This window comes from Paenibacillus sp. USDA918EY (genome assembly GCF_009870825.1).
Taxonomy (GTDB): Bacteria; Bacillota; Bacilli; order Paenibacillales; family Paenibacillaceae; genus Paenibacillus_AQ; species Paenibacillus_AQ albilobatus.
The window spans coordinates 244,091-268,177 of sequence record NZ_WTWY01000006.1 but is presented as its reverse complement, the minus strand read 5'-3'; the positions used below and the strand labels follow the sequence as shown (position 1 = coordinate 268,177).

At 56.2% G+C, this 24,087-nt stretch carries 20 protein-coding genes and 1 riboswitch; of the genes, 14 read left to right on the top strand and 6 right to left on the bottom strand.

Features of this window, described 5'->3' with window-relative positions; translation table 11 throughout:
- Nucleotides 1-155 precede the first annotated feature (155 nt).
- From GQY55_RS15230 to GQY55_RS15220, 3 genes are all read right to left on the bottom strand, one after another.
- Nucleotides 156-1,244 (bottom strand): DUF1835 domain-containing protein, encoded by a 1,089-nt coding sequence (locus tag GQY55_RS15230; protein WP_160042717.1) that lies wholly within the window; start codon nucleotides 1,242-1,244, stop codon nucleotides 156-158.
- Nucleotides 1,245-1,274: 30 nt separating this feature from the next.
- Nucleotides 1,275-2,114, bottom strand: a complete 840-nt coding sequence (locus GQY55_RS15225) for a transglutaminase domain-containing protein (RefSeq protein ID WP_160042716.1) — start codon at nucleotides 2,112-2,114, stop codon at nucleotides 1,275-1,277.
- A gap of 72 nt (nucleotides 2,115-2,186) precedes the next feature.
- Nucleotides 2,187-3,065: an AraC family transcriptional regulator gene (locus GQY55_RS15220; protein WP_160042715.1), complete on the bottom strand. Its 879-nt coding sequence runs from the start codon at nucleotides 3,063-3,065 to the stop codon at nucleotides 2,187-2,189.
- 132 nt (nucleotides 3,066-3,197) lie between these two features.
- Between GQY55_RS15220 and GQY55_RS15215 the strand changes: the two genes are divergently transcribed.
- Nucleotides 3,198-5,939 carry a family 78 glycoside hydrolase catalytic domain gene (locus tag GQY55_RS15215; protein WP_236575635.1) on the top strand — a complete coding sequence of 914 codons (2,742 nt, stop codon included), beginning with the start codon at nucleotides 3,198-3,200 and terminating at the stop codon, nucleotides 5,937-5,939.
- A gap of 244 nt (nucleotides 5,940-6,183) precedes the next feature.
- Here GQY55_RS15215 and GQY55_RS15210 read toward each other — a convergent pair whose 3' ends face one another.
- On the bottom strand, nucleotides 6,184-7,188 hold the full coding sequence (locus GQY55_RS15210) for a lipoate--protein ligase (protein ID WP_160042714.1): 1,005 nt from the start codon (nucleotides 7,186-7,188) through the stop codon (nucleotides 6,184-6,186).
- 281 nt (nucleotides 7,189-7,469) lie between these two features.
- Between GQY55_RS15210 and cobD the strand changes: the two genes are divergently transcribed.
- The 13 genes from cobD (at nucleotide 7,470) to GQY55_RS15145 (ending at nucleotide 21,736) form a co-directional block, all read left to right on the top strand.
- The gene (gene cobD, locus GQY55_RS15205; RefSeq protein ID WP_160042713.1) at nucleotides 7,470-8,564 is read left to right on the top strand and encodes a threonine-phosphate decarboxylase CobD; all 1,095 of its coding nucleotides are present in this window, start codon (nucleotides 7,470-7,472) and stop codon (nucleotides 8,562-8,564) included.
- A 272-nt stretch (nucleotides 8,565-8,836) separates the two neighbouring features.
- Entirely contained in the window at nucleotides 8,837-9,559 is a 723-nt protein-coding gene (locus tag GQY55_RS15200) for an adenosylcobinamide amidohydrolase (protein ID WP_160042712.1), read from the top strand.
- Nucleotides 9,556-10,521 (top strand): adenosylcobinamide-phosphate synthase CbiB, encoded by a 966-nt coding sequence (cbiB, locus tag GQY55_RS15195; protein ID WP_160042822.1) that lies wholly within the window; start codon nucleotides 9,556-9,558, stop codon nucleotides 10,519-10,521. The genes GQY55_RS15200 and cbiB overlap by 4 nt, the downstream gene beginning before the upstream one ends.
- A complete protein-coding gene (locus tag GQY55_RS15190; protein WP_160042711.1) occupies nucleotides 10,512-11,171 on the top strand; it encodes a histidine phosphatase family protein in 660 nt (219 codons plus the stop codon). The genes cbiB and GQY55_RS15190 overlap by 10 nt, the downstream gene beginning before the upstream one ends.
- Before the next feature lie 183 nt (nucleotides 11,172-11,354).
- A riboswitch (cobalamin riboswitch) is annotated at nucleotides 11,355-11,564 on the top strand.
- Between the two features lie 310 nt (nucleotides 11,565-11,874).
- Entirely contained in the window at nucleotides 11,875-12,882 is a 1,008-nt protein-coding gene (locus tag GQY55_RS15185) for an ABC transporter substrate-binding protein (RefSeq protein WP_160042710.1), read from the top strand.
- Nucleotides 12,882-13,928 carry a FecCD family ABC transporter permease gene (locus GQY55_RS15180; RefSeq protein ID WP_160042709.1) on the top strand — a complete coding sequence of 349 codons (1,047 nt, stop codon included), beginning with the start codon at nucleotides 12,882-12,884 and terminating at the stop codon, nucleotides 13,926-13,928. Before GQY55_RS15185 ends, GQY55_RS15180 begins: the two co-directional genes overlap by 1 nt.
- Nucleotides 13,925-14,743 (top strand): ABC transporter ATP-binding protein, encoded by an 819-nt coding sequence (locus GQY55_RS15175; protein WP_160042708.1) that lies wholly within the window; start codon nucleotides 13,925-13,927, stop codon nucleotides 14,741-14,743. The genes GQY55_RS15180 and GQY55_RS15175 overlap by 4 nt, the downstream gene beginning before the upstream one ends.
- Nucleotides 14,731-15,786, top strand: coding sequence for a nicotinate-nucleotide--dimethylbenzimidazole phosphoribosyltransferase (gene cobT, locus GQY55_RS15170; RefSeq protein ID WP_160042707.1), 1,056 nt, complete (start codon nucleotides 14,731-14,733; stop codon nucleotides 15,784-15,786). Before GQY55_RS15175 ends, cobT begins: the two co-directional genes overlap by 13 nt.
- Before the next feature lie 5 nt (nucleotides 15,787-15,791).
- Nucleotides 15,792-16,349 (top strand): bifunctional adenosylcobinamide kinase/adenosylcobinamide-phosphate guanylyltransferase, encoded by a 558-nt coding sequence (cobU, locus tag GQY55_RS15165; RefSeq protein WP_160042706.1) that lies wholly within the window; start codon nucleotides 15,792-15,794, stop codon nucleotides 16,347-16,349.
- On the top strand, nucleotides 16,346-17,155 hold the full coding sequence (gene cobS, locus GQY55_RS15160; protein WP_160042705.1) for an adenosylcobinamide-GDP ribazoletransferase: 810 nt from the start codon (nucleotides 16,346-16,348) through the stop codon (nucleotides 17,153-17,155). The genes cobU and cobS overlap by 4 nt, the downstream gene beginning before the upstream one ends.
- 272 nt (nucleotides 17,156-17,427) lie before the next feature.
- Entirely contained in the window at nucleotides 17,428-18,972 is a 1,545-nt protein-coding gene (locus GQY55_RS15155; protein ID WP_160042821.1) for a cobyric acid synthase, read from the top strand.
- Nucleotides 18,973-19,305: 333 nt separating this feature from the next.
- Complete coding sequence (locus tag GQY55_RS15150; protein WP_160042704.1) at nucleotides 19,306-20,700, top strand: L-cystine transporter; 1,395 nt, start codon at nucleotides 19,306-19,308, stop codon at nucleotides 20,698-20,700.
- A 313-nt stretch (nucleotides 20,701-21,013) separates the two neighbouring features.
- Complete coding sequence (locus GQY55_RS15145; protein ID WP_160042703.1) at nucleotides 21,014-21,736, top strand: queuosine precursor transporter; 723 nt, start codon at nucleotides 21,014-21,016, stop codon at nucleotides 21,734-21,736.
- A 147-nt stretch (nucleotides 21,737-21,883) separates the two neighbouring features.
- On the opposite strand, the gene GQY55_RS15140 is transcribed toward GQY55_RS15145, so the two are convergent.
- Nucleotides 21,884-22,975, bottom strand: coding sequence for a M24 family metallopeptidase (locus tag GQY55_RS15140; RefSeq protein ID WP_160042702.1), 1,092 nt, complete (start codon nucleotides 22,973-22,975; stop codon nucleotides 21,884-21,886).
- 292 nt (nucleotides 22,976-23,267) lie between these two features.
- A complete protein-coding gene (locus GQY55_RS15135; RefSeq protein WP_160042701.1) occupies nucleotides 23,268-24,014 on the bottom strand; it encodes an MBL fold metallo-hydrolase in 747 nt (248 codons plus the stop codon).
- Nucleotides 24,015-24,087: the final 73 nt, after the last annotated feature.

Below are 24,087 nucleotides of genomic sequence, written 5' to 3'. Positions count from 1 at the left end.
TCATATGTCTGCGGCAGGGATCGTTATTGAGGGATGGAATCCAAGATCCCGCATGACTGGTGCATTTTCGTGGAACGGGATCCGTAATCTTGGCATGATCCCGTTTTCCGTCAAAAGAAGCCGAATGGCGTTTCGTTTAGGGCGCTGAAGTGGATTTACCGGGAAAAACCCGCGTCGTTCCTCCCGGGCAGCTTTTTAAGTCTGACGCTGTAATATCGCATTGCCCGCGGCACGCCTTTGATTTCCAAATGTCCCTCATAGATGAGGTGCCTGAGACGGTACTCGAAAAAGACATCCCCGATATAGTCATCCCACATGCCGAGAGCTTCTCCAATCACACGGGCCGCTTTGATGAATTCATGCTCCGGCATCCTGCTTTGAAGTGCCTCTACCGTTTGAAGCAAATAGGCATCGAGGTGATCCACGCAGACGCTCCGGAGACCATCGTCTTCCCACAGACGCAGCGCCTCGTGCCGCCGGGCGAGCTCCAGCCATTTTTCCTCCAGCTGCCGCCTGATTTCGTCAGGGAGCGGGTCTTCTCGTTCGGCTTCCAAGTATACTTCTTGCAGTTTCTCGGGGGGAATCTCACCCGTATGCTTGTATTTGCACCAATAATCCGGCGTGTTGTATTTTTTGCCGCATTCCTCGTCCGCATCGATAATGGTGATCGGATTCGGATGGTGCCGCAGTAAATAAACAGCCCAAAGCAATCCTGTCCGCTCATGGGCGTTTTTGCTGCTCCAAATGAAGATGCTCGCTTCAGGGGGGATTTTCGACAGCTGCTTTACGAGCTCCCCATGGTATTCTTCATAGCTAATCCCGTCATCTTTTCGGGACTCGTTGATGTGATCCCTGAACCATTCCTCCCTGCGTTTTCGGCCATCTTCCGTATGAAGATCATGCAGCGGGCCAAACGCAAAATAATCCTGGTCGAACGAAACGATTTTGTCCGTGTCGACACGACCCAGCGCCTCAATCACGCATTTTAGGCTCCCAGCGGGCGAACGGCCGAAGACCACATGGACCGTTTTCGTGCCGGCATCGGGCTGCCAGCGGCGGACCTGGTTTTGGCGGTCGTCAAGAAGATGGTCGTACATCTCCTTTAGAAAAGGGTACAGCGCTTCTTTTGCAGCGTGGTCACGTGCGGCAGCCTCCACCTGATGGAACGTCAATAACAGAAGCCGCTTCAGTTCTTGGGCGGAAAGCCCGTTCAGTGCTTCTTTCATTTTCATGATTTTGTCCATCTTCCGAACCCTTCCTTTCCGGGATAACTTCTATTTGGCGGGAGCTGTTTCCTTGTCCGCAACATGCGCAGCCGGAGGGCTCCAAAAATGCAGGGGACTCCGCGATACGATGACGGATACGTTTTCAGGGGGCGCCTGCTTCATTTCGACCGGCTCAAAATGCTCCGGCAGAAGGACACAGTATGTTTTGCTCGGGCGCACGGCTTCGGCATTATATTCGCTGTGCAGCGGCGTCATGAACCAAAAAAGGTTTTTAGCCATGTAGCTTAAGTAAAATTCGTTCCACTCCGACGATTCGGGATTCCCGTTCAACCGCACGGGGAGACGCTGTCCGAGCCGATACCTGAATTCCTCCGGGCTTAGCAGGATGCCTTGGTCATCCGTAACGAAATGGCTCCACGAGGCGTCCATATACACCCACTTGCGTAACGACTCGGAAAAGACGGCGGTGACGACGTGGCTGTCCGGATCATACGGGTCATAGGGGCGGCAGTAAACCCGGCGGGAGCGAAAGCCGAGACTCAGATATGCTTCGTTTAATACGGTTGCGATCGCATAACAGTTCATGCGGGCTCCGGTTTGCCGGACATGTTCCAAGACGTGAAGGGCGTGGCAAGGATCGGGAGCGGGTACATCTCCATGCTTGAGCTTTTGGCCGACCCACTTCATCAGGTTGATGATTCGGGAAAGCTCATCGCCGCTGCCTGCGGCTTTCTCCAAATCGTACGTTTGCCTCAGCTTCCGCAGCTCCGCGGCTTCCGATTCGCATTGATATTGAAAGGGAATATTGTCCTCAGAGGCAGTACTGTAGCCCGTTAATTCCAGCAGCTTCAAGTAATGATCGGTAAACGCCTGCATGTGTCCGAACACGAAATCACCTCGGTTTAATCATATGTAAATAAATCTGTCACTCAGGAAAATGAAAAGAACGCTGTTCCCCGGTTACGACCGGCGATGCTTGAGACGATATTGATGCGGCGTCGATCCGGTTTTGCGTTTAAAAATGCGGTAAAAAAATTTGAGGTCCTGGTACCCGCACAGCTCGGCGATGTAGGCGACTTTAAACGACGTTTCGCGCAGCAGCCGGCAGCTTCGCTCGATGCGGGCATTCTGCAAATACGCGAGGAACGTTACGCCGAAGTACCTCCGGAACATACGCTGCACATACCCGCTCGTGACGTTTAATGACTCGGTCAGTTCTCCGATCGTAAACTGGGATTCACCGCACCGCATATGGATGATGTTCAGAATTTCTTCGAACAGCGGGTCCTGCCATCGCGTTTCCTCCGTCCCGAAGAGCCGGCGGTCGAGAATCCCGAGCAGCTCCAGCAGCTTTCCGCACAGCATCGTCCGATAGCCATCGGCCTTGCGGATATATTCGGCATACATTCCGGTAAAAAGCAAATGGAAATCGCCGCTGCGGTCGGTCGTTTTCATCCAGGCCGCCGGTGCGCCGCCTTTGGCAGGGGACAAGTATTCAAAAATGCGCATTGGCATCGGGATCGCCTCGGCCCAATCCGCAAGCGTGTGCGGCTGAAAAACGCAGTTATAGATGACGATCGGTTCCTTCGGGGAAACCGCGGTCGGCCGGAATACATGCGCCGTTCCGACGGGCAGGACGAACACATCGCCCTTTTCGGCGGCGATCAGCTCCTCATCGATGTAATGGAACCCCCGTCCCTCCGCGACATAATTGATTTCGATAAAATCATGGGAGTGCTGCGGCGTTTCGAACGACTCCGCGATCCGATTGACGAATATATCTTCATCCCGGTTCAGGAGCGAATGGAACTGCATGACCATATGCTTACCCTTTTCCAAACGAAATTCCCCTCCCAAAAAAACTAAACGGAATCCCCTATAAAAATACATGGAATAACCCATATTTTGCAATATTTAGTTCGATATACTGAGGATAAGATTTTCCATGTCGAAGCGAGGAGGGGAATAAACTTGAACTTACGCGTTACCGATTTGCGGAGCGAATATGTCCGAAATCCGCTCGGGATCGGGCCGATCCGGCCGAGACTGAGCTGGAAGCTGGAGGCGGGCAAAGGGGAGCGGCATGTCCTGCAAGCGGCTTACCAGATACAGGTTGCGAAGGAAGATCCCGATTTTAACCGCCCGATTTGGGACAGCGGAAAAATCGAATCCGACCGTTCCGTTCATGTCGAGTATGGAGGAGAACCGCTGGAGGAACGCACCCGTTATTACGCCCGCGTACGGGCATGGGATCGGCGCTCCGCGGCGGCCGACTGGAGCGGGACGGTTTTTTGGGAGACCGGGAACTTCCGGGAGGATTCCTGGCAGGCTTCGTGGATCACCTGCGATGCCAAGAGCCAGGGGTGGAATGAGGATGCAGCATATTTGCTGCGGCGCGGCTTCCGGTTGGATGGAGAGATCGTCCGTGCCAGAGTGTACGCCACTTCGCTTGGCGCCTACCGGCTTGAACTGAACGGCCGCAAGGCGGGCGACGGCGTGTTGGCTCCGGGCTGGACGAGTTATAACAAACGGCTTCAAGTACAGACCTACGACGTGACGGAGTTTGTGGCCGAAGGCGACAATACCGTTGGCGTCGTGCTGGCGAAAGGCTGGCATCAAAGCGCGCTCGGCTGGGAAAACAACAACGGATATTACGGTTCTGACCGGGCGGCGCTTGTTCAGCTGCATGTCTTGTACAAGGATGGCCGCGAAGCGGTGATCTGCTCGGACGAAAGCTGGCAGGCGTCGACCGGGCCTGTGCTGATGTCGGAGATCTACGACGGGGAGATTTACGATGCCCGGCTCGAAATTGCGGACTGGGCAATGCCTGGGACCTGGAACGGTGAAGGATACGATGCCGAAATCAGCGCGGGTACCGAAATCGGCTTACATGAAGCAGGAAAGGTTATGCCGAGAACCGCCGGTTGGATACGGGCATCTGTCGTTGAGTACCCGAAATCGATGCTTGTCTGCCAGGAGAACGAGCTGCCGAAGGTGATGCATAAGTTGAAGCCGGCCGCTTTCATCGTGACGCCTGCCGGGGAAACGGTCATCGACTTTGGCCAAAACATGGTGGGCGCCGTCCGTTTCACCGTCCGCGGCGCAACGGAGGGAGCGGTGGCGGAACTGCGCCATTTTGAGGTGCTCGACCGCAACGGCAACGTGTACACCGCTAATCTGCGCAAAGCGAAGCAGACGGCAAAGTACATTTGCCGGGGAGGGGTGGAGGAGACCTATCAACCCGAATTCACGTTTATGGGCTTCCGTTATGTGCACGTCGTCCAATATCCCGGCGAAATCAACCTCGATGACTTTACGGGCTGCGTCATATACAGCGGCATGGAGGCGACGGGGACGTTTGCCTGCTCCGACGAACAAGTGTCGAAGCTGCAGCAAAATATCGTTTGGGGGCAGAGAGGGAATTTCCTTGACGTGCCGACCGATTGTCCGCAGCGGGATGAACGGCTCGGATGGACCGGGGATGCCCAGGTGTTTATCCGAACCGCCGCTTTCAACATGGGAGTCGGGCCGTTTTTCACGAAATGGCTGCGGGACTTGAAGGCGGATCAATTGCCGGACGGGGGCGTTCCGGCGGTCATTCCGAACATATTCCCGGAAAGCGCGGAAATGCATTCTTCGTCGGCCTGGGGCGACGCGGCGGTCATTTGTCCCTGGACGCTGTATCTTTGTTACGGGGATACGCGCATCCTGGAAGAACAGTTTGACAGCATGAAGGCATGGATCGATTACATTCGCGGACAAGGCGAACAGGAAACGCTGTGGAATACGGGGTTTCATTTTGGCGATTGGCTGCATCTTAACGCCGACTCCCGGGCAACGCCGACGGATTTGATCGCCACCGCCTATTTTGCGTATTCGACGGATTTATTCGCGCGGTCCGCGGCTTTGATCGGCCGAAGCGAGATTGCCGGCGAATACCGCGACCTGCATAGACGGATCGTCGATGCGTTCCGGCAGGAGTTCGTTACGCCTAGCGGACGACTATGCGCGCATACGCAGACGGCCCATGTGCTTGCGCTGGCGTTCGGGCTTGTCGAGGGCGAGACGAAAACAAGGGTGGCGCGGACGCTGGCCGCGATGATTGAGGATAACGGCACGGCGCTGACCACCGGTTTCGTCGGAACGCCGTATTTATGCCGGGTGCTGACGGAGAACGGGTACAACGAATTGGCATACAGGCTTGTGCTGCGCAAGGAATACCCGTCATGGCTTTATTCGGTCGGCAAAGGCGCAATGACCATCTGGGAGCATTGGGACAGCATCAAAGAGGACGGTTCGTTCTGGAGCGAAGAGATGAATTCGTTCAACCACTATGCCTACGGTTCGGTCGGAGAATGGCTGTACGGTGTTGTCGCAGGCATCGATACCAGCGAAGCCGAACCCGGTTACAAAGGGATTGTCATTCAGCCGCGCCCAGGCATAGGTATCACCTCCGCCGAAGCGGCCTATGACTCCTTGTACGGAACGATCGTTTCAAAATGGAGCATCGCGGATGGACGGATGCGGATGGACGTCACAATACCGCCGAACACCACGGCGACGATCGTATTGCCCGCGGCTGATCCGGAAACGGTCAAGGAGTCGGACATCGATACAGCTTCCGCCGAAGGCATCCTGTTCGTGGAGAAGGCCGCTGAAGGAGTCAAGGTAAGAGCAGGTTCGGGGCAATATCGTTTCGAATTTGCCGTTTAGGCAGGAATGAAAGAGGCTGCTAAGGCGCGTTAAAGAAGGCGGGAGACGCTTGGCTTTGCCGTTCGATGATATGAGGCGAGGCGACGTCCGAAACGTGTACACCGCAGCGCCGTTGAATAAATGGAGTCCGGTTCCCATCAAGTTTCGACGATCCGCCCCTCTCCAAACAAAAAAACAGCGTCCTTGCCGGAAGCAAGAATGCTGTTTTTTGCATTTATTTTTAAAATTCGCGAATCGCCGGAGCTTAATCTTCCAAAAAGACAAGCCCGATAAAATCGTCCATTTCGATATTGCCGAAGTAATGCTTGATATCGACGCCTTGAAGCGCCTCGCGAACCTCGGACTCCTCGTAGCGTTTGCCCCGAAGCTTGTCCTCGATATCGGCCACGTCGCCCACGCCGAAAAAGTCGCCGTAGATTTTAATGTTTTGAATGCGCGCGTCCTTGATATCCATCCGGATGTCGATGATGCCGACAGGGAAACGTTTCGTATGTTTGACGTTCGATTCCGGCGATTGGCCGTAGTTCCATTCCCAGTTTTGGTACCGCTCTTTGGAGATTTGGTTGATTTTCTCCCAATCGGCTTCGGTCAGATGATACTGGGGAACGTCTTTCGGATCCATGTTGAAAATGGCGCGCAGCAGCTCGGAGCGGAACTCCTCGATCGTCATCTTGCGATCCATCAGGTCGCTGATGTTGGCGACGCGGCTGCGGACCGACTTGGTGCTTTTGGATTTGAATTTTTCCGGGTTGGCGTTCAAGGAAGCTTGCACGTCATCCAGGTTCAGGTTGAACATGAGCGTGCCGTGGCTGAACATCCGGCCCCGGGTGGCGAACTGGGCGTTGCCGGAAATTTTTTGCTCTCCGACCTGCAGGTCGTTGCGTCCGCTCAGTTCGGCGTTCACGCCCATGCTCCGCAGCGCATCGATGACCGGCTGGGTAAACTTCAGGAAGTTGTGGAAGGACTGGCCGTCATCTTTCGTGATGAAGCTGAAGTTCAGGTTGCCGAGGTCGTGATAGACCGCGCCGCCGCCGGAAAGACGCCGCACCACCTGGATATTGTGGTCCCTGACGTATTCCTGGTTGATTTCTTCGATCGTATTTTGATGCTTGCCGATAATGATGGAAGGACGGTTGATGTAGAACAGCAGGTAACTGTCTTCCTCCATCGGCAAATGCTTGAGCGTAAATTCCTCGATGGCCAGGTTGATGGCCGGATCGGTAATGCCTTGGTTATCGATAAACAGCATAGCTTGACTCCTCCGTTTAAAGACCTGTATTCTTTGGTATTTGCGAAATGAAAAGCGGCTTGATCGGGATCTCCCGGGTGCATGCGAAAAACATGAGTTTAACGTCCCTAAAAAGAGGGTCCGAATGCAGCTTATACCCGTTTTCTGCAAAAACCAAAGCAGCTTTCGAATCTATTGTAAACCAATCGTTTGCAAGAAACAAAAAAGAATTTGCATTGACGCCGCAAAAACATTAACGCCATAATGGATTCAATTATGGTGAACAGACAGGAGTGCGGCATATGCTGGAAAGATACGGGCATGGCGGGGATTTGGAGAGCGCTGCGGAGATCTACGGCCGGAGCGTTTTTTTGGATTTCAGCGCCAACATCAACCCGCTGGGACCGCCTCCCGGCGTGATGGAGAAGCTGCGGGATGCGCTGCCTGCGATCATTCGTTACCCCGATCCCGGGCACCGCGGGCTGAAAGAGCTGTTAAGCGCCCGCTTGGGCGTTCAGCCGGAGCAGCTGTGCATCGGCAACGGGGCGGCGGAGTGCATGGCGCTCGTTTTGCTGGCGCTGCGCCCCCGGAAGGTGGGGATCGTCGAACCTTGCTTTTCGGAATACAGGCAGTTGTCGGAGCAGTTCGGCGCCGAAGTGCAGTCGGTGTACGGTTCGCGGGCCAGCGGATGGAGGGCCGAAGCCGAAGAGATCGAAAAGCGGCTGCAAGCCGTCGATCTGCTGTTTATCGGCCAGCCCAACAATCCGAACGGGATTCAATACGACGCGGGGGATTTACGCCGTCTGGCCGACGCTGCGGAACGCTGCGGCACCTATTTGGTGGTGGACGAGGCGTTTATCGATTTTATTCCGGAAAAGAAGCGGCAGTCGCTGCTGCCGGCGCTGGCCCGGTATCCGCATACGATTTTGGTCCGGTCGATGACGAAGTTTTACGCGATTCCGGGCCTGCGGCTCGGATTTGCGGCGGCGCATCCGAATGTGGCGCAGGCGATGACGGGCAAGCAGGTTACGTGGAGCGTGAACGGCTTGGCGCTGCTTGCCGGGGAAGCCTGTTTGCAAAGCGGCGAGGGTTACGAGCGGGACACGATCAACCTTATTACGGAACAAAGAGGATTGATGGCCGCAGGTTTACGAAAGTTGGGCTGCGACGTGACCGAAGGCGAAGCGAATTTTCTGCTCGCGGGTCTTCCGGCGCCATGGACGGCGGAGAACATGCAGGCCGAAATGGGCCGACGCGGCGTGCTGATCCGCAGCTGCGCCATGTACCCCGGGTTGGGTAAAGAACATATTCGGGTTGCCGTCAAAACGCATGCGGACAATGCGCGGCTGCTGGACGTCATGGGCGAGGTCATCGCCGGAACATCGTCTTCTTCATGAATAGATGGCAGATGGGAAGGCAAGGAAACACGTCAGGATCTGCAAAACAATAGGGCGCTGAAACGAAGGGAAAGTAACGTTTGGAAAATCATGTTTCAAGATGTTTAGGTTCGGCGGGCTGAATTTGCGATCCGTGAGCGGATCGCGGGTGGCGGTTTCGTAGACGTTGTACGTTATCGAAACTGATGTAGACGTGATCCGTCAGCAGGACGTTATTTTTTGTAGAAAATTCAATAGGAATTGGAATGATTCGTACTTAAGGGGGGAGCGGGGTGGCAACACCATTTTTGATCGAAAAAGAAACCGAATACGCATCTACAGCTTGGCCTGGCCTTGTGCTTAAGAAAGGGGATCGGCATCTGCTGCTTCAGGCACCGGGACCGTTCGAGGCCATGGGAAGCGCGGTGTACGGCGGAGGCGTGACGAGACTGCGCAGAATGGCCAACATTTACGTGGACAAAAATTACGACTGTTCCGATCCGGTGCGCGACGTAGCCGAATGGCTGCGGGAATGGCGGTATCCGGTTGACACGACCGCCGGGCTTTTGACCGCGGTTCAGCTGAAGCATGCTTCGGTGATGGAGGAAAAAAACGGGGAGGCCGCCGTTTTCTGCTGCGTGACCGCCGGGACTTCGAATGCCGCCAAAGCCGGCTCCGAACGGACCACCTATCCCGCGTATCGCCCCGGCACGGTGAACATCATACTGATGATCGATGCGAAGCTGACCCAGGCGGCGATGGTTAATGTCATCATGACGGCGGTGGAAGCGAAAGCGGCCGCGCTTGCCGACCTTGATGTGCGCGACGCGGAAAACGGGCTTGTGGCCACGGGAACGACCTCGGACGCGATCATGCTCGGGGTGAGTCAAAGCGCGGCTTACCCGGTGGAGCATATGTATGCGGGAACGGCCACCGATCTCGGCGCCATGGTCGGACGCGCGGTGTACGGCGCGGTGAAGGAGGGTCTGTTGACGGCATGGGCGGAGCGGCATTGACGGCGATGGCCGTTTTGGCCGGAGCTTTTATACTGGATCTGCTGATCGGCGACCCGCGCTGGATTCCGCATCCCGTCATTCAGATGGGAAAGGCGATCAAAGGGATGGAGAACTGGATTCGCCGGCAATTTCAGCCGGAACAATTCAAAATGGCGGGGCTGCTGCTGCCCCTAGTCGTCGCGGGAGGATCGCTGATCATCACCTGGGTGCTGCTCAAAGTGTTAAACGGGATCCATCCCTGGCTTGGTTGGGCGGCAGAGGTAGCGCTGATCGCCATGACGATTGCCGTTAAAGGATTGAAGGATGCGGGAAAGGAAGTATACCGTCATCTCGCGATCGGCGATCTGCCGGCGGCGCGCCGCAGCCTCAGCATGATTGTCGGGCGCGAAACCTCCCATCTCGACGGGCCGGAGATCGTCCGGGGGACGGTGGAGACCGTCGCCGAAAATATCGTGGATGCGGTCATTTCCCCGCTGTTTTATGCGCTGATCGGCGGAGCCCCGCTGGCCATGGCTTACCGCGCGGTGAACACCCTCGATTCGATGGTCGGCTACAAAAACGAAAAATACCTCCATCTCGGCTGGGCTTCGGCCCGGCTGGACGACATCGCCAATTGGATTCCGGCAAGGCTGACGGCGTTATTGCTTACCGTGTCGGCTTTTCTTCTCCGGATGAATTGGCGCAGAGCTTGGCGCACGATGCGGCGGGATGCCCGCAAGCACCCGAGCCCGAACAGCGGCTTTCCCGAATCGACCGTCGCGGGGGCGCTGGGGATTCGGCTGGGCGGCGTCAACGTCTACCACGGCGTCGAATCGTTCAGAGCGTATATGGGCGAGGCGTTCAGACCGATGAAATCCCGCGACATTTTGCTGGCTAATCGGCTGCTGCTGACGGTTTCGGTTCTGTTCGTCCTGCTGGCTTTGCTGGTTATATGGGCGGCGGGAGGCGCGTTATGGACTTGAAGCGGCTGGAGATTATTTTGATGAGACATGGAACAACGCCGTGGAACGAGGAGAAACGTTATCTGGGGCATACCGACATCGGACTTAGCGACCGGGGCAGGGAGGAGCTGGCTCCCGTCCGGGAAAAGCTTCGCGATCGAAGCTTTGGCAGGGTCTACTGCAGCGATCTGGCGCGATGTCGGGAGAGTTTGCGAGAGGTGCGTCCGGATCTGGCCGAAGAAGCCGTATACGACCATCGTTTGCGGGAAATGGACTTTGGCGTGTGGGAAGGGCATACCTACGATCATCTTAAGGACAACGCTTTGTACCGGCAGTGGTTGGACGAACCGAAACGCGTGACCCCGCCGCAGGGCGAATCCTGGGAGGCGTTTGAAAGCCGAATTGCCGCGTTTGCGGCATTCATGCTGCAGGAAGCGGAAAGCAGGGCTGCCGGATGCACTGAAAACACTGAAAACACTGGCAATTCGGGTAACAAAGCCTGCGCTTCGGTACTGCTTGTGGCGCATGGCGGAGCGATCCGGCAGATCGTGCATGCTTTTATGAAAACAATCGCATTCTGGGATATCCGCATCGAACCCGGGAACCTGCTTGTTCTGACGCTGGAACGGACGGGGGAAGGCTGGAGCGGCGCAAATCTCGGAGATATGTAAGGACCCGATAAAAATCGAAAGAAAGCGGAGGGGACGAAACCGATTCTTTCGAAGCCGAAGGCATTTTTTTAATGATTGATTTGAAAGCATATGCCGGCGCGGGTTATTCTCGTAAAATCCATTGTCACCTCTTCCATCTTCCCCTATAATCAAAAGCTAGAGATGCATTGCCTGGAATAAATGAATAATGAACGCTGATGAGGTCCCGGAAAGCGGCGAGACGCCGTTTCTTCGGGTGAAAAGGGAAGCCGGTGCAAATCCGGCACGGTCCCGCCACTGTAAAACAGGTATGTCCCGATATGCCACTGTTCCGCCATGAAGGAGGGATGGGAAGGCCGGGATGATTTCGCCCAACCTGTAAGTCAGGAGACCTGCCTCATGAGCTTATTGACGGTCCTTCGAGGAAAAGGATTACGTTGCGTGCGCTTTCCGCCAGACGGTCGCTGCGGCCATCTGCGTGTTTAAGCGCGCTTGCCTGCGCATGCGGCTGACGCCGCAGTCTTTTTCAGGCGACGTGATCCCTGGTTCTTGGCAAAAAGAATCAGGGTTTTTTTGAAGATATAGCGCGGTCTGGCTTCTATTCATTCAAGGCCGCCCGGTCCGCATTCCGAAAGGTGTCCGTCAAAGCCGCATTCATGAACGTTCTATTGCCAGGCCTCTTTTGCGTCAAGAGAAAAAGAACCATAGAGGAGAGAAAACGTACATGAATTTGCAATCGTCAATCAAAAGATGGTCCACCGGCTTTGCGGCTTTGCTGCTCGCGTTATCGCTTGCGGCTTGCGGCAATGAAAACAAGGAGCAGCAGTCCGCGCCCCAGGAGCCGGCCAAGCAGGAGGCGTCCCAACAGCAAGCGCAGACGGACAGCCTGAAAACAGCTTATCCGCTCACGCTTCAGGATGCGACGGGCGAATCCTTCACGTTTAACGAAGCGCCGAAAAAAATCGTGTCGGTGTCTCCGGCGGAAACCGAAGCGCTGTTCGCGATCGGTCTCGGAAATGAAATCGTCGGCGTATCCGATTATGACGATTACCCCGAAGACGCCAAGTCCAAGCCGAAAATGGGCGGCATCATGAAGCCGAACGAGGAAGCGATCATCGCGGCCCAGCCGGATATCGTGTTTACGGGCATTTCCATGAGCGAGGAAGCGGTCAAGAAGCTGCGTGGTCTCGGCATCAAAATTTTCAAGACCGATCCGAAGACGGTGGACGACGTCATTAAAAATATCGAAACGTACGGCAAAATTACCGATCATCAGGCGGAAGCCCAAAAGGTGGTCGACCGGATGAAGGAAGAAGAAAGCAAAGTCGTCGAGGCGGTGAAATCCTTGGCCGACGACAAGAAGAAAAAAGTATACATCGAGTTTTCCCCGGGCTGGACCGTCGGAAAAGGCGAGTTTATGGATGAATTGATCAACTTGGCCGGGGGCGTCAACGTGGCTGCAGATACGCAGGGCTGGAACGAGATCAGTGAAGAGAAGATCATTAAGGATAACCCTGACGTCATTTTGTACGCCAAGAGCGTAGTCGATGATAAAACGAAAAAAGGTTTGGGCGACATCATCAAAGGGCGCAGCGGCTGGGATCAAATTACGGCCGTCAAAAACGGGGCGGTCATCGGACTGGACGACAACCTGCTTAGCCGTCCGGGTCCACGCGTGACGCAAGGCCTGCAAGAGGTTGCCAAAGCCATTTATCCGGAGTTGTTTAAATAATGAGCAAAAAGCTGGCAGGTTACGGAGGGATCGGCCTGGTGCTGCTGGTGCTGACCCTGCTGATCTGTCTGGGGATCGGCTCGGTCGCGCTCCCGGTGAAGGATATCGCGTTGATCGTGCTTCATCGGCTGCCATGGGTTAAGGATCCCATTCATCCGACGTGGAATCCGTCGTTTGAGCAAATCATCATCATGGTGCGGCTGCCGCGCGTGCTGCTAGGCATGCTGGTCGGCGCCGCGCTGGCGGTGGCGGGCGCGGGTTTTCAGGGCGTGCTGCGCAATCCGCTTGCCGATCCGTTTACGCTTGGCGTCTCTTCGGGCTCGGCGGTCGGCGCGTCGATCCTGATCTTTTGCGGCATGCAGTATTCGCTGATCGGAGCATGGACGCTGCCTGCGGTGGCTTTTGTCACCGGCTCGGCGACGCTGTGGGGCGTGATGGCGCTGGCCCGCGAACGGGGAAAAATCCCGACGAACAGCCTGATTTTGTCGGGCGTCGTGATGCAGTCCTTTCTCGGGGCGGTGGTCTCGTTCCTGACCGCGATGTCCAAAGAGACGGTAAACGAAATTTTATACTGGACAATGGGCGGTTTAAGCCTGCGCGGATGGTCGTATACGGCCATCCTTTTGCCTTATTTTCTGGTTGGGCTGCTGCTCGTCTGGAGCCGGGCGCGGTCGCTGAATCTGCTGTCGCTCGGAGAGCGGCAGGCGGCGCATTTAGGGGTTAACGTGGAAGGACTCAAAATGATGGTGCTTCTCGTCAGTACGCTGTTGACCGCAGCCGCAGTTTCGATGGCCGGGGTGATCGGTTTCGTGGGACTTGTCATCCCGCACGTGATCCGGCTGATCGTCGGGTCCGACTACAGGCTGCTCGTTCCGCTTTCCGCGATCGGCGGCGGCATTTTTATGGTATGGGCGGATACGCTTGCACGCACCCTGCTTGCACCGACGGAAATTCCGCTCGGCGTGGTGACGGCGTTTGTCGGGGCCCCGTTTTTTGGTTATTTGTTATACCGCAGCAAGAAACAGCGAAAGGGGTTAGGCGCATGATCGAAACCAGGGGCTTGGGAAAAGCATATGACGGCGTATCGGCTTTGCGCGGACTCGACTGGACCGTCGGGGAAGGCGAATGGTGGGGAATCATCGGCCCGAACGGAAGCGGCAAATCGACGCTGATGCGCCTGCTGTCGGGCGTGGAACGCCCAAGCTCGGGGACGATCCGCATTCGGGGCCGGCACGTGGAGGATTACGGCCGCAAGGAGCTGTCGCGGATGATGGCCGTGCTTCAACAGGAAGGGATTATGCCTGTCCACTACCCGGTGCGCGAAGTGCTTGAAATGGGCCGCCATCCTTACCTGAACTGGCTCGGACAGGATATGCGCGAAGACGTCGGCGCGTTGATCGACGGCATTATGGAAAAGCTGGAGCTGCAAGGGCTGGCGGACCGCCATTTGGATGAACTGAGCGGCGGACAGCGGCAGCGGGTTGCCTTGGGTCAGGTCATGGCGCAAGAGCCGCAAATATTACTGCTTGACGAACCGACGACTTTTTTGGATATTCATTACCAGCAGCAGTTTATGGAGCTTGTGGCCGAGTGGAGGAAAGAGGCGGGGATTACCGTGGTCGCCGTGCTGCATGATCTCAATTTGGCCGCGCTCTATTGCGACAAGCTGCTCGTGCTGCGTGACGGAAGGGCCGTCAGCATGGGGACGCCGGAGGAAATGCTGACATCCGAGCGGATCCGGTCCGTCTACGACGTGGAGCCCGTCATCGTGGCACATCCCGTCTATGGCGCGCCCCAGGTTCTTTTGTCCAAGGCAGCGTTAAAGCGAAATAAGGAGGAGGGAAATGAATGGGTTTTCTAGAGCAGTATGTGGAAGGAATCCCCGAGTTGGATATGGAGGCATCGCGCGCGGCTGCGGCCCATATCGGCAACTTGACGGTTCCTCCCGGCGCCTTGGGGAAGCTGGAATCGCTTGCCGTTCAGCTTGCGGGCATTACGGGACGTATCAAACCTTCGTTCGAAAAAAAGGCGGTCATTGTCATGGCGGCGGACCACGGCGTATGCGAAGAGGGGGTCAGCGCCTTTCCGCAGGAAGTGACGACGCAAATGATCCACAACTTTTTGTCCGGCGGCGCCGCGGTTAACGTGCTTGCCCGCCAAGCCGGAGCGAAGGTGGTTTGCGTCGACATCGGCGTCAACAACGACATTTCCCATCCGGAGCTTGTCTCCCGGAAGATCCGATTCGGTACGGCCAATATGGCCAAAGGACCGGCCATGACGCGGGCAGAGGCGATCCGCGCCATCGAGACCGGCATAAGCATCGTCGAAGAAGAGGTTCGGCGCGGCGTCAGCATTTTCGTGACCGGCGAAATGGGGATCGGCAACACGACCGCAAGCGCGGCCGTCATGTGCGCCATGACCAACACGGAGCCGGCCAAAGCCGCCGGGCGCGGCACGGGCCTCGATGATGAACGGCTGAAGCATAAAATCGGGGTCATTGAAAAAGCTTTGCAGCTGAATGCTCCGGATGCGGCGGACCCGATCGACGTCCTTGCCAAAGTCGGGGGGCTTGAGATCGGCGGCTTGATCGGAGTGATTTTGGGAGCGGCGGCGAACCGCTGTCCGGTGGTGATCGACGGCTTCATTTCGAGCGCGGCGGCGCTTTTGGCACGGGTGATTTCGCCGGAGGCCGCCGGTTACATGATTGCCTCCCACATCTCCCAAGAGCAGGGACACCGCCAGCTGCTTGAAGCGCTGGATCTGCGTCCCGGGCTGGATCTGGACATGCGGATCGGCGAAGGGACGGGCGGCGTGCTCGGACTGACGCTCGTCGATGCGGCATGCCGGATCGTCAGCGAGATGGCGACGTTCGAAAGCGCCGGCATTGCCGGAAGCGGGGTGTGAGGGCAATGAGCATTTTGGTTACCGGCGGAGCAAGGAGCGGGAAAAGCTCGTTTGCCGAGCGCTGGATGATGGCGAACGCGCAGCAGGCGATTTATGTGGCGACGTCCCAGGCTTTTGACGCGGAGATGAAACAGCGGATCGCCCTGCATAAGCGGCAGCGGGATCAAGCCGAATTCGGCTGGAACACGATGGAAGAGCCGCTGAAGCTGCCGGAGCTGCTTGCATCGCTGCATGCCGGCTCCGAGACGCCGGCGGTGCTTGTGGACTGCTTGACGTTGTGGCTGACCAACGTGATTTTGGCGGCGGAGGAACAGGAAAATATGGAGCAGGCGATCCGGGAAGCCATCGACCGGCTGGTGGAAGCCGTCCAAGCCTATCCCGGACCGCTCGTGCTCGTCACGAACGAAGTCGGGGACGGCATCGTGCCGGAATACCCGCTAGGAAGACTGTTCCGCGACTATGCCGGAATCCTGAACCAGTCGGTGGCCCGCGTCTGCGAACAGGTATTTCTGGTAACGGTCGGCATCCCGATCGAACTGAAAAGCAGGGAGTACCGGCTATGAATCCAGGATGGCAGGCCGTAGCGGCGGCTTTTCAATTTCTGACCCGGTTTCCGGTCAAAGCGGAGCTGGATTATACGCCCGAGCTGTTCCGGCGGAGCACACGCCATTATCCGCTTGCGGGAGCGGCCATCGGCGCGGTGGTATGGTGTGTCGCTGCCGCGGCTTTGTACTTGCTGCCGCCGCTGCCTGCCGCGGTGCTGACGCTCGTGTTGTGGGTCGCCCTGACCGGCGGGCTGCATTTGGACGGATGGATGGATACCGCGGACGGGCTTTTAAGCTATAGGCCGCGCGAGCAAATGCTGGAGATCATGAAAGACAGCCGGGTCGGCGCGATGGGCGTCATGGCCTGCGTGCTGCTGTTGCTGCTGAAAGCGGCGCTGGTCTATTCGCTGCTGACTGAAGGCTGGCCGCCGCTCATGCTCCTTCTTCCGCCGGTCTGGAGCCGGTGGTTTATGGTGCATGCGATGGCGTCGTGGCCGATGGCCCGCGGCAACAAGGGGCTTGCCGGCAGCAATTTTAACGGCATGGAGAAACGCCATAGTGCGGCGGCACTGCCGGGAGCAATACTTCTTACCGCAGCCGCCGCCGGGCTGTTTCCGCTTCTTGGCGTCGGGGAGTGGACGTATGGGCAGGCAGGTTTGGCCTGGGTTGCGTTACCGCTTGCAGCCTGGGCCGGAGGAACGTGGGCGGCGCGGCGCATGGCCCGCAAGCTCGGCGGCCTGACCGGCGACACGTACGGCGCGCTGAACGAGGGGATCGAAACGCTGCTGCTGCTCGTGCTTGTGATCATTCAGTATCGGTTATAAATGAAAAAAATAACTGCTTCGGAAGGTCGCCTAAAAGCTTTCCGCATGAAAGCTCGCGTCGAAAGCATAGGCTGCCTCCGAATTTCTACCTCAGTGGGATTTATTTATGATAGAAATTTGGAGGTGGGCAGCGATCAGAAGAACGATCCGTAACCGGAGCGGCCATCTTGCGCAATGTTATAAACTATTTCCATTGTGAGCTCAACCAGAGGAGGAAACCGCGAGTGACGGAGAACAAGGGAACAGGATGCGTTAAACAAGCGGCGGTGCTGATGCTGCAAGGGACGGCTTCGGATGTGGGCAAAAGCGTCCTTACGGCTGCACTCTGCCGTATTTTCGTGCAGGACGGCTTCCGCACGGCTCCGTTCAAATCGCAGAACATGGCGCTGAATTCCTACGTTACGGCGGACGGCAAAGAAATCGGGAGGGCCCAGGGCATGCAGGCCGAAGCCTGCGGCATCGAAGCGACGACGGACATGAACCCGATCCTGATCAAGCCGACGCACGACATGCATTCCCAGATCGTCGTCCATGGGCGTCCCCTGGCGAATATGAGCGCCGCGGATTACCGCAGCAAATATTTGCTGACGGCCAAAGCGACCGTGATGGAAGCGCTCGGGCGCTTGCGTTCCGCGTACGACATCGTCGTGATGGAAGGCGCAGGAAGTCCCGCCGAAATCAACTTGAAGGACCGGGATATCGTCAACATGAACTTGGCCGGCTGGGCGGATGCGCCCGTCGTGCTGGTTGCGGACATCGACCGCGGCGGCGTATTTGCTTTTCTCGTGGGAACGCTGGAGCTGCTGGAGCCTCATGAGCGTGCACGCGTCAAGGGCTTTATCATCAACAAGTTCCGCGGGGATCTGTCGCTGCTTCAGCCGGGGCTGGATTGGCTGGAGGAGCGGACAGGCATTCCGGTGCTTGGCGTGCTGCCTTATATCCATGATCTCCGGTTGGAGGCGGAAGACTCCGTGGCATTGGAGGGACGAAGCCGGCCTGCGGCGGACCGACAGGCTGGCGGAGGCATCGACGTTGCCGTCATCCGCACGCCGCGCATCTCCAATTTTACGGATTTTGATCCGCTGACCGGGGAGCCCGGCGTGTCCGTGCGTTTCGTCAGCCGCTCCGCCGAGCTTGGACAGCCGGATGTCATCCTGTTGCCCGGCACGAAAAACACGATCGGCGATCTGGAATTCCTCAAGGAACAAGGATTCGACGCCGCCATAGCCGAAGCGATGCGCTCCGGTTCGACCCAGCTGATCGGCATTTGCGGCGGTTATCAGATGCTTGGCAGAACCTTGTCCGATCCGGAAGGGCTGGAAGGCCGGCAAGCCGCCGAGACGGAAGGGCTCGGTTATTTGCCGCTTGCAACCGTTTTTGCCGTGGACAAAAAAACGGTCCGAGTCAGCGGCCGGCTGCTGCCGGATTGCCCGCTGCGCCTTGAAGGCGGTTGGGACGCGGCGGCTATTCCGGTGGAAGGTTACGAAATACATATGGGACGCACCGCCGTGTTCGAAGACCATCAAGGGAGCGCACATCCGCTGTTCGAAATTCGGGAAACAGACGGGGAGCCGAAAATGGAAGGATGCGGCGCAAAAAACGGCCGGATCTGGGGCACGTATTTGCACGGCATTTTCCATAACGACGAGTTCCGCAAAAGCTGGCTGAATGCGATCCGCGCGGCGAAAGGGCTTCGGACCGAAGCGGATACGTTCTCGGCTAAGGCTCTAAAGGAGCGGGAATTCGACCGCGTCGCCGAAACGGTAAGGCAGCATGTGAAAATGAACGAGATTTACAAGCTGCTAGGTATTGGCTGAATAGCCTGCCCACCTCCGAACCTGAGCATGAAGTTATAAATTCTTCAAAAAAGGAAAAAACTGAAGAGAAGTCATCCCTAATGACAAGGGATGACTTCTTTTTGCGTCATATGCTTAAAAATAGCAAAAAATTAATCCTATCCAAATACTATGAATTGTGCTAAACTTAAAATCAATTTCAAAGACCGGCCAAAAGAAGCCTTCCAAATGCTTAACGATAAGGCGGATGTACTGGCCGCGCCATCATCAATCATCAAAGGCCAGGCGAGCTTCCGGTTGCGGACGGAGGTTTTGCCGGGGAGCCTTAAGAATACTAAGGGGTGCTAAAAAGAGATGAACACATTATGGGTTATTGTCAACGTGATCGTCATGCTTGCCTTGATCGGCCTGCTGCTCTGGATGCAGAAGAAGCATATATCGTTCACAAAACGCGTATTTACGGGCCTTGGCCTCGGCGTCGTGTTCGGCGTCGTTTTGCAGTTGATTTTCGGCGTCGACTCCAAGGTCATCACCAAATCGGTAGACTGGTTTAACCTGGCGGGTTACGGCTATGTCGGCCTGCTGCAAATGGTGGTCATTCCGCTGATCATGGTTTCGATCATTTCCGCCATTATGAATTTGAAGGGCAGACAAAATCTCGGCAAAATGAGCGGGTCGATCATCGCCGTGCTGCTGATTACCGTAGCCATCGCAGCCGCAGTTAGTATCGCGACCAGCCTTACCTTCAACCTGAAGGCTATCGATATCAAGGCTGGAGACCGCGAGGCGCAGCAGGGACAGAAGCTGGAGCAGAAGCTCGGGGATGTCCAGGATAAAACGATTCCGCAGCAAATTCTTGAATTCGTTCCGACCAATCCGTTTGCCGACATGACGGGCGCCCGCCGTTCGTCCACGCTGGCCGTCGTCATTTTCTCCGCCTTTATCGGCGTAGCCGTGCTGGGCATTGACCGCAAAAAGCCGGAGCAGGCGGCAACCTTCCGCAAAGTGGTTGAAGCGGTCTACGCGGTGGTGCTCAGGATCGTAACGCTCGTATTGAGGCTGACGCCATACGGTATTTTGGCCTTGATTACGAAGACGGTGGCGACGACCAACGTCGACGAGATCCTGAAGCTGATCAAATTTGTTGGAGCATCGTACGTCGCTTTGATCATTATGTTTATTATTCATCTGATCATCATCGCTCTTTTCGGATTCAATCCGGTGCAATACGTTAAAAAGGTGCTGCCGACGCTGACCTTTGCGTTTACTTCCCGTTCGAGCGCGGCTACGATTCCGCTGAACGTGGAGACGCAAACGAAAAAGCTGGGCGTATCCGAAGGGATCGCCAACCTGTCTGCAACCTTCGGCGCCACGATCGGGCAAAACGGCTGCGCCGGCATTTATCCGGCCATGCTGGCCTGCATGATCGCGCCGACGGTCGGCATCGATCCGATGAGCTGGAGCTTTATCGTACAGCTGATTCTGATCGTTGTCATCAGTTCCTTCGGTGTTGCCGGCGTAGGCGGCGGGGCGACGTTCGCTTCCCTGATCGTCTTGTCCACGATGAACCTGCCGGTTGCGCTTGCCGGTCTGTTGATCTCGGTTGAACCGCTGATCGACATGGGCCGTACGGCGCTGAACGTCAACGACTCGATGGTTGCCGGTCTGGTGTCCAGCAAAATTTTGAAAGAAAACGACCATGACGTGTTCAAAAACGACGTGGAGCTCGACAACGCTGTTCATGCGTAAAGCTTGGGCCATGAAAAACGTTCTTCTCTCGGGATTTGCAGGCATTTCGATCCAGGTTTCGCGCTTGGCCGCGGCAGGATCACTCTCTAGGATTTGCCTGCAACATCCCAAACCATAGATGCTTTGGAGCTTCGGCGGCCGCCGGGGCTCTTTTTTTGGTTCTCGGCGGATGGGCAGAAATTTTTCCGAAAATAAACATAGCCACAAGGGGACGAATTATGTTACATTAGAACATGTTTTTGGGCGGCGACAGCCTGCCCGGAAACCGCGGTTCGAAACCATCCCGCGTAATCAAAACTAGGAGGAAAACCTGATGTTCAACTTGCTTTGGGGTATCGTGTACGTACTCGTCAATTTTTCGCTATATTTGCTGTGTTACCGACTGTTCGGCAAAAAAGGCTTGTATGCCTGGATCGGCGTCGCAACCGTCGTGGCCAACATTCAGGTGACGAAAACGATCGAAATGTTCGGCATCGCCATGACGCTGGGCAATACGATGTATGTCAGCCTGTACATGACCAGCGACCTGCTGAACGAAAAATACGGCCGGCAGGAAGCGCGAAAGGCCGTCTGGTTCGGGTTTTTCACCTTGATTATCACGACCGTGCTGATGCAGATGGCTTTGTATTTCAAGCCGATGGGCGGAGCGGACGACGAAATGCAGAAGGCGCTGCAAAACATTTTCGGTCTGATGCCGCGTCTGGCGCTTGGAAGCTTGACCGCATATTTCGTGAGCCAGTTCCTGGACGTAAAGCTGTACAGCTGGATCCGCAAGTTTTACGGCAAACGCCATCAGTTCTGGATCCGCAACAACGGCAGCACGATGATCAGTTCGCTGGTGGATACGCTCGTTTTTTGCGTGATCGCTTTTGCGGGACGGGAAGGTTTTACGTGGACCGTATGGCTGGAAGTGTTCCTGACGACGTATATCATCAAGTTCATTTTGACAGCCGTTGGAACGCCGTTTTTGTACATTGCCCGCGATTTCAAGTTTGCCGATGAGGAGGATGGCGCAAGCCGTCCGGCGCAGTCATAGTTTACGGCATGTTTGTCATGAACGGTCTATCGCTCAGCTTGGCTGAGATGTTCATATAAACACCAAAAAACCGGAAGCAGCATCCGAAGAGGATGAGGCATTCCGGTTTTTTGTTTTTCCCGTGATGGTTGTGTTGAAAATTCTGTGTCAACCCTCGAGGACGATCAATTCTTTCGGGTAGGATGTCAGCACTTCCACACCGTTGTCCGTCACAAAAATGTCGTCTTCGATCCGCACGCCGCCAAGGCCTGCGACATAGACGCCCGGTTCGACGGTGAACACCATGCCCGGCTGCACAAGATCGGCGTTGTTGCCATGCACGGAAGGATATTCATGCACATCCATGCCGAGGCCGTGGCCGAGGCGATGCAGGAAATACGGGCCGTAGCCGGCTTTTTCGATCGCATCCCGGGCCGCTTTGTCCACCGATGCGAGCGTCACGCCCGGTTTGATGGCCTGAATGCCCTGCAGGTTGGCTTCCAATACGGCGTTGTAGATCTTTTTCAGTTCGGGGGAGACCTCTCCCACCGCAAACGTGCGGGTAATGTCGGACGCGTATCCGTCAGCGTATACCCCCATATCGAACATCAGCAGGTCGCCGTGCTGGATTTTGCGGTCTCCCGGCGTGCCGTGCGGCAACGCGGTTTTCGGTCCGGACAAGACCATCGTGTCGAAGGAAGGCCCCTGCGCGCCGAGTTGCTTCATTAGGTATTCCAGCTCGGCGACGATTTCGATTTCGGTGACGCCGGTTTTGACGCTTTTCAGCCCTTGGCGCAGCACTTCCTCGATCAGGTCCATCGCATGTTTCATCCGTTTGATCTCTTCCGGCGATTTGTTGACGCGCATGCTGCGGAGCAGCGGGCCGATATCCGCGTATTGCTTGGCCGAAACGGCTGCGGACAGCTCTTCGTAACGGGCCACGGTCAGTTGTTCCTTTTCGATGCCAAGCGTGCCGATGTTTCTTTTAAACTGCCGCTGCAGCAGCTCATACGGATTGTCCGTATCGTTGTGGGTCACGATGTTTTTGACGCTGGAGGCGGCGTTTGCCGCTTCGGCGTCCAGGGCCGGCACGATCAGCGTCGGCTCTTCGCCGCGCACGAGCAGCAGGCCGAGAAAACGTTCATGCGGATCGCTCGCAAATCCGGTCAAATAGTAGACATGTTTGGGATCGGTCACCAGCAGGCTGTCCAGTCCCTTTTCATTCATGGATTGCTCCAATTGCTCGATACGACTGCTCATGTTCAGGTCTTCCTTTCTAACCTTATGGGTTCTCGTTCTTGCCTCGCCTTCAGCGAAAAAGAAAAGCGTTAAAGGTTCCACCCTAATTCGCCTTCAAAACGCCCGCGTAAACGCGGGCTGTCTTCCGTGGGAGGACATCATAGACGTTGTTTTCATTATAGCACTAAACAAGCCCAAAGAAGCGTTTCATCAGATTGATGAATCAGCTGTCGGCAGCCAGCGGGAGAACCCGGGATTTCAAGAATGGCGTTGCCTTGGCTTGTGCGGTACGCTGCATTGGACTGCGGAATGTTTAGCCTTCGGCTTTTTCCAATGTGTTGAGCAGCTCGGCGAGCCGTACGGAAGGGTTCCGATCGTATAATCCGCCGTGATAACAGAAAATCCCGTTCAGCGGCAAATCGGTCAGCTTGTGCATGCTACGTATGGCTTCTTTCATGTCCGGGGTGAAAAATCCTTCCGGAGGTCCCGCCAAATCCCCGTCAACGACACGCAGCTCGTCCGCGGCCAGCAGCAGCTGTTCTTCAGGCAGATACAAGCAGATATGGCCAGGGGTATGGCCCGGCGTGTGGATGACGTGCATTCCGCCGTGAATATCGAGCATGTCGCCGTCCTCGAGCACGCGGGAAATTCGGATGGAAGGCAGCTTGTCGAAAAGGGAGTGGATGGCTGTTTGCGCCGCCTCGGGCATTTGCGCAATGCGTTCGTCCGTCATTTTGATGATGCGTTTTTCGCCCGTGATGTACGGTATGTCGGCGGCATGCGCCCACACCTCGATATTCGGATTTTCGGCGATCAGCGTGGGCAAGTTTCCGATATGGTCCACATCCTGATGCGTCAAAATGATGCGTTTGATGTCCGCAACCTGCAGTCCGGTTTCCCGGATCGCCCGGGTCATCTGGTCCATTTGCCCGATCATGCCGGTATCCACCAGCGTAGCTCCATGTTTATCGTCCCATAGCAAAACAGGCTGATAGGCCGGCTCGGCGGCGCCCGGTTGGTTGTACAATTCAACGGATACGATCTGTTGTCCAAGTTTCATGCGATTTCCGGATAAATATCCGGTGCACCTCCTTTGGTATGCTGTTCTCTTTCATTATAATGCGGCGGAATCG

Excerpts from the sequence above, each read along its gene's own strand:
- GQY55_RS15230 (WP_160042717.1), bottom strand. The coding sequence starts at position 1,244 with ATGGACAAAATCATGAAAATGAAAGAAGCACTGAACGGGCTTTCCGCC.
- GQY55_RS15210 (WP_160042714.1), bottom strand. The coding sequence starts at position 7,188 with ATGCTGTTTATCGATAACCAAGGCATTACCGATCCGGCCATCAACCTG.
- cobD (WP_160042713.1), top strand. The coding sequence starts at position 7,470 with ATGCTGGAAAGATACGGGCATGGCGGGGATTTGGAGAGCGCTGCGGAG.
- GQY55_RS15190 (WP_160042711.1), top strand. The coding sequence starts at position 10,512 with ATGGACTTGAAGCGGCTGGAGATTATTTTGATGAGACATGGAACAACG.
- GQY55_RS15185 (WP_160042710.1), top strand. The coding sequence starts at position 11,875 with ATGAATTTGCAATCGTCAATCAAAAGATGGTCCACCGGCTTTGCGGCT.
- GQY55_RS15180 (WP_160042709.1), top strand. The coding sequence starts at position 12,882 with ATGAGCAAAAAGCTGGCAGGTTACGGAGGGATCGGCCTGGTGCTGCTG.
- GQY55_RS15175 (WP_160042708.1), top strand. The coding sequence starts at position 13,925 with ATGATCGAAACCAGGGGCTTGGGAAAAGCATATGACGGCGTATCGGCT.
- cobT (WP_160042707.1), top strand. The coding sequence starts at position 14,731 with ATGGGTTTTCTAGAGCAGTATGTGGAAGGAATCCCCGAGTTGGATATG.
- cobU (WP_160042706.1), top strand. The coding sequence starts at position 15,792 with ATGAGCATTTTGGTTACCGGCGGAGCAAGGAGCGGGAAAAGCTCGTTT.
- cobS (WP_160042705.1), top strand. The coding sequence starts at position 16,346 with ATGAATCCAGGATGGCAGGCCGTAGCGGCGGCTTTTCAATTTCTGACC.
- GQY55_RS15155 (WP_160042821.1), top strand. The coding sequence starts at position 17,428 with ATGCTGCAAGGGACGGCTTCGGATGTGGGCAAAAGCGTCCTTACGGCT.
- GQY55_RS15150 (WP_160042704.1), top strand. The coding sequence starts at position 19,306 with ATGAACACATTATGGGTTATTGTCAACGTGATCGTCATGCTTGCCTTG.
- GQY55_RS15145 (WP_160042703.1), top strand. The coding sequence starts at position 21,014 with ATGTTCAACTTGCTTTGGGGTATCGTGTACGTACTCGTCAATTTTTCG.
- GQY55_RS15140 (WP_160042702.1), bottom strand. The coding sequence starts at position 22,975 with ATGAGCAGTCGTATCGAGCAATTGGAGCAATCCATGAATGAAAAGGGA.
- GQY55_RS15135 (WP_160042701.1), bottom strand. The coding sequence starts at position 24,014 with ATGAAACTTGGACAACAGATCGTATCCGTTGAATTGTACAACCAACCG.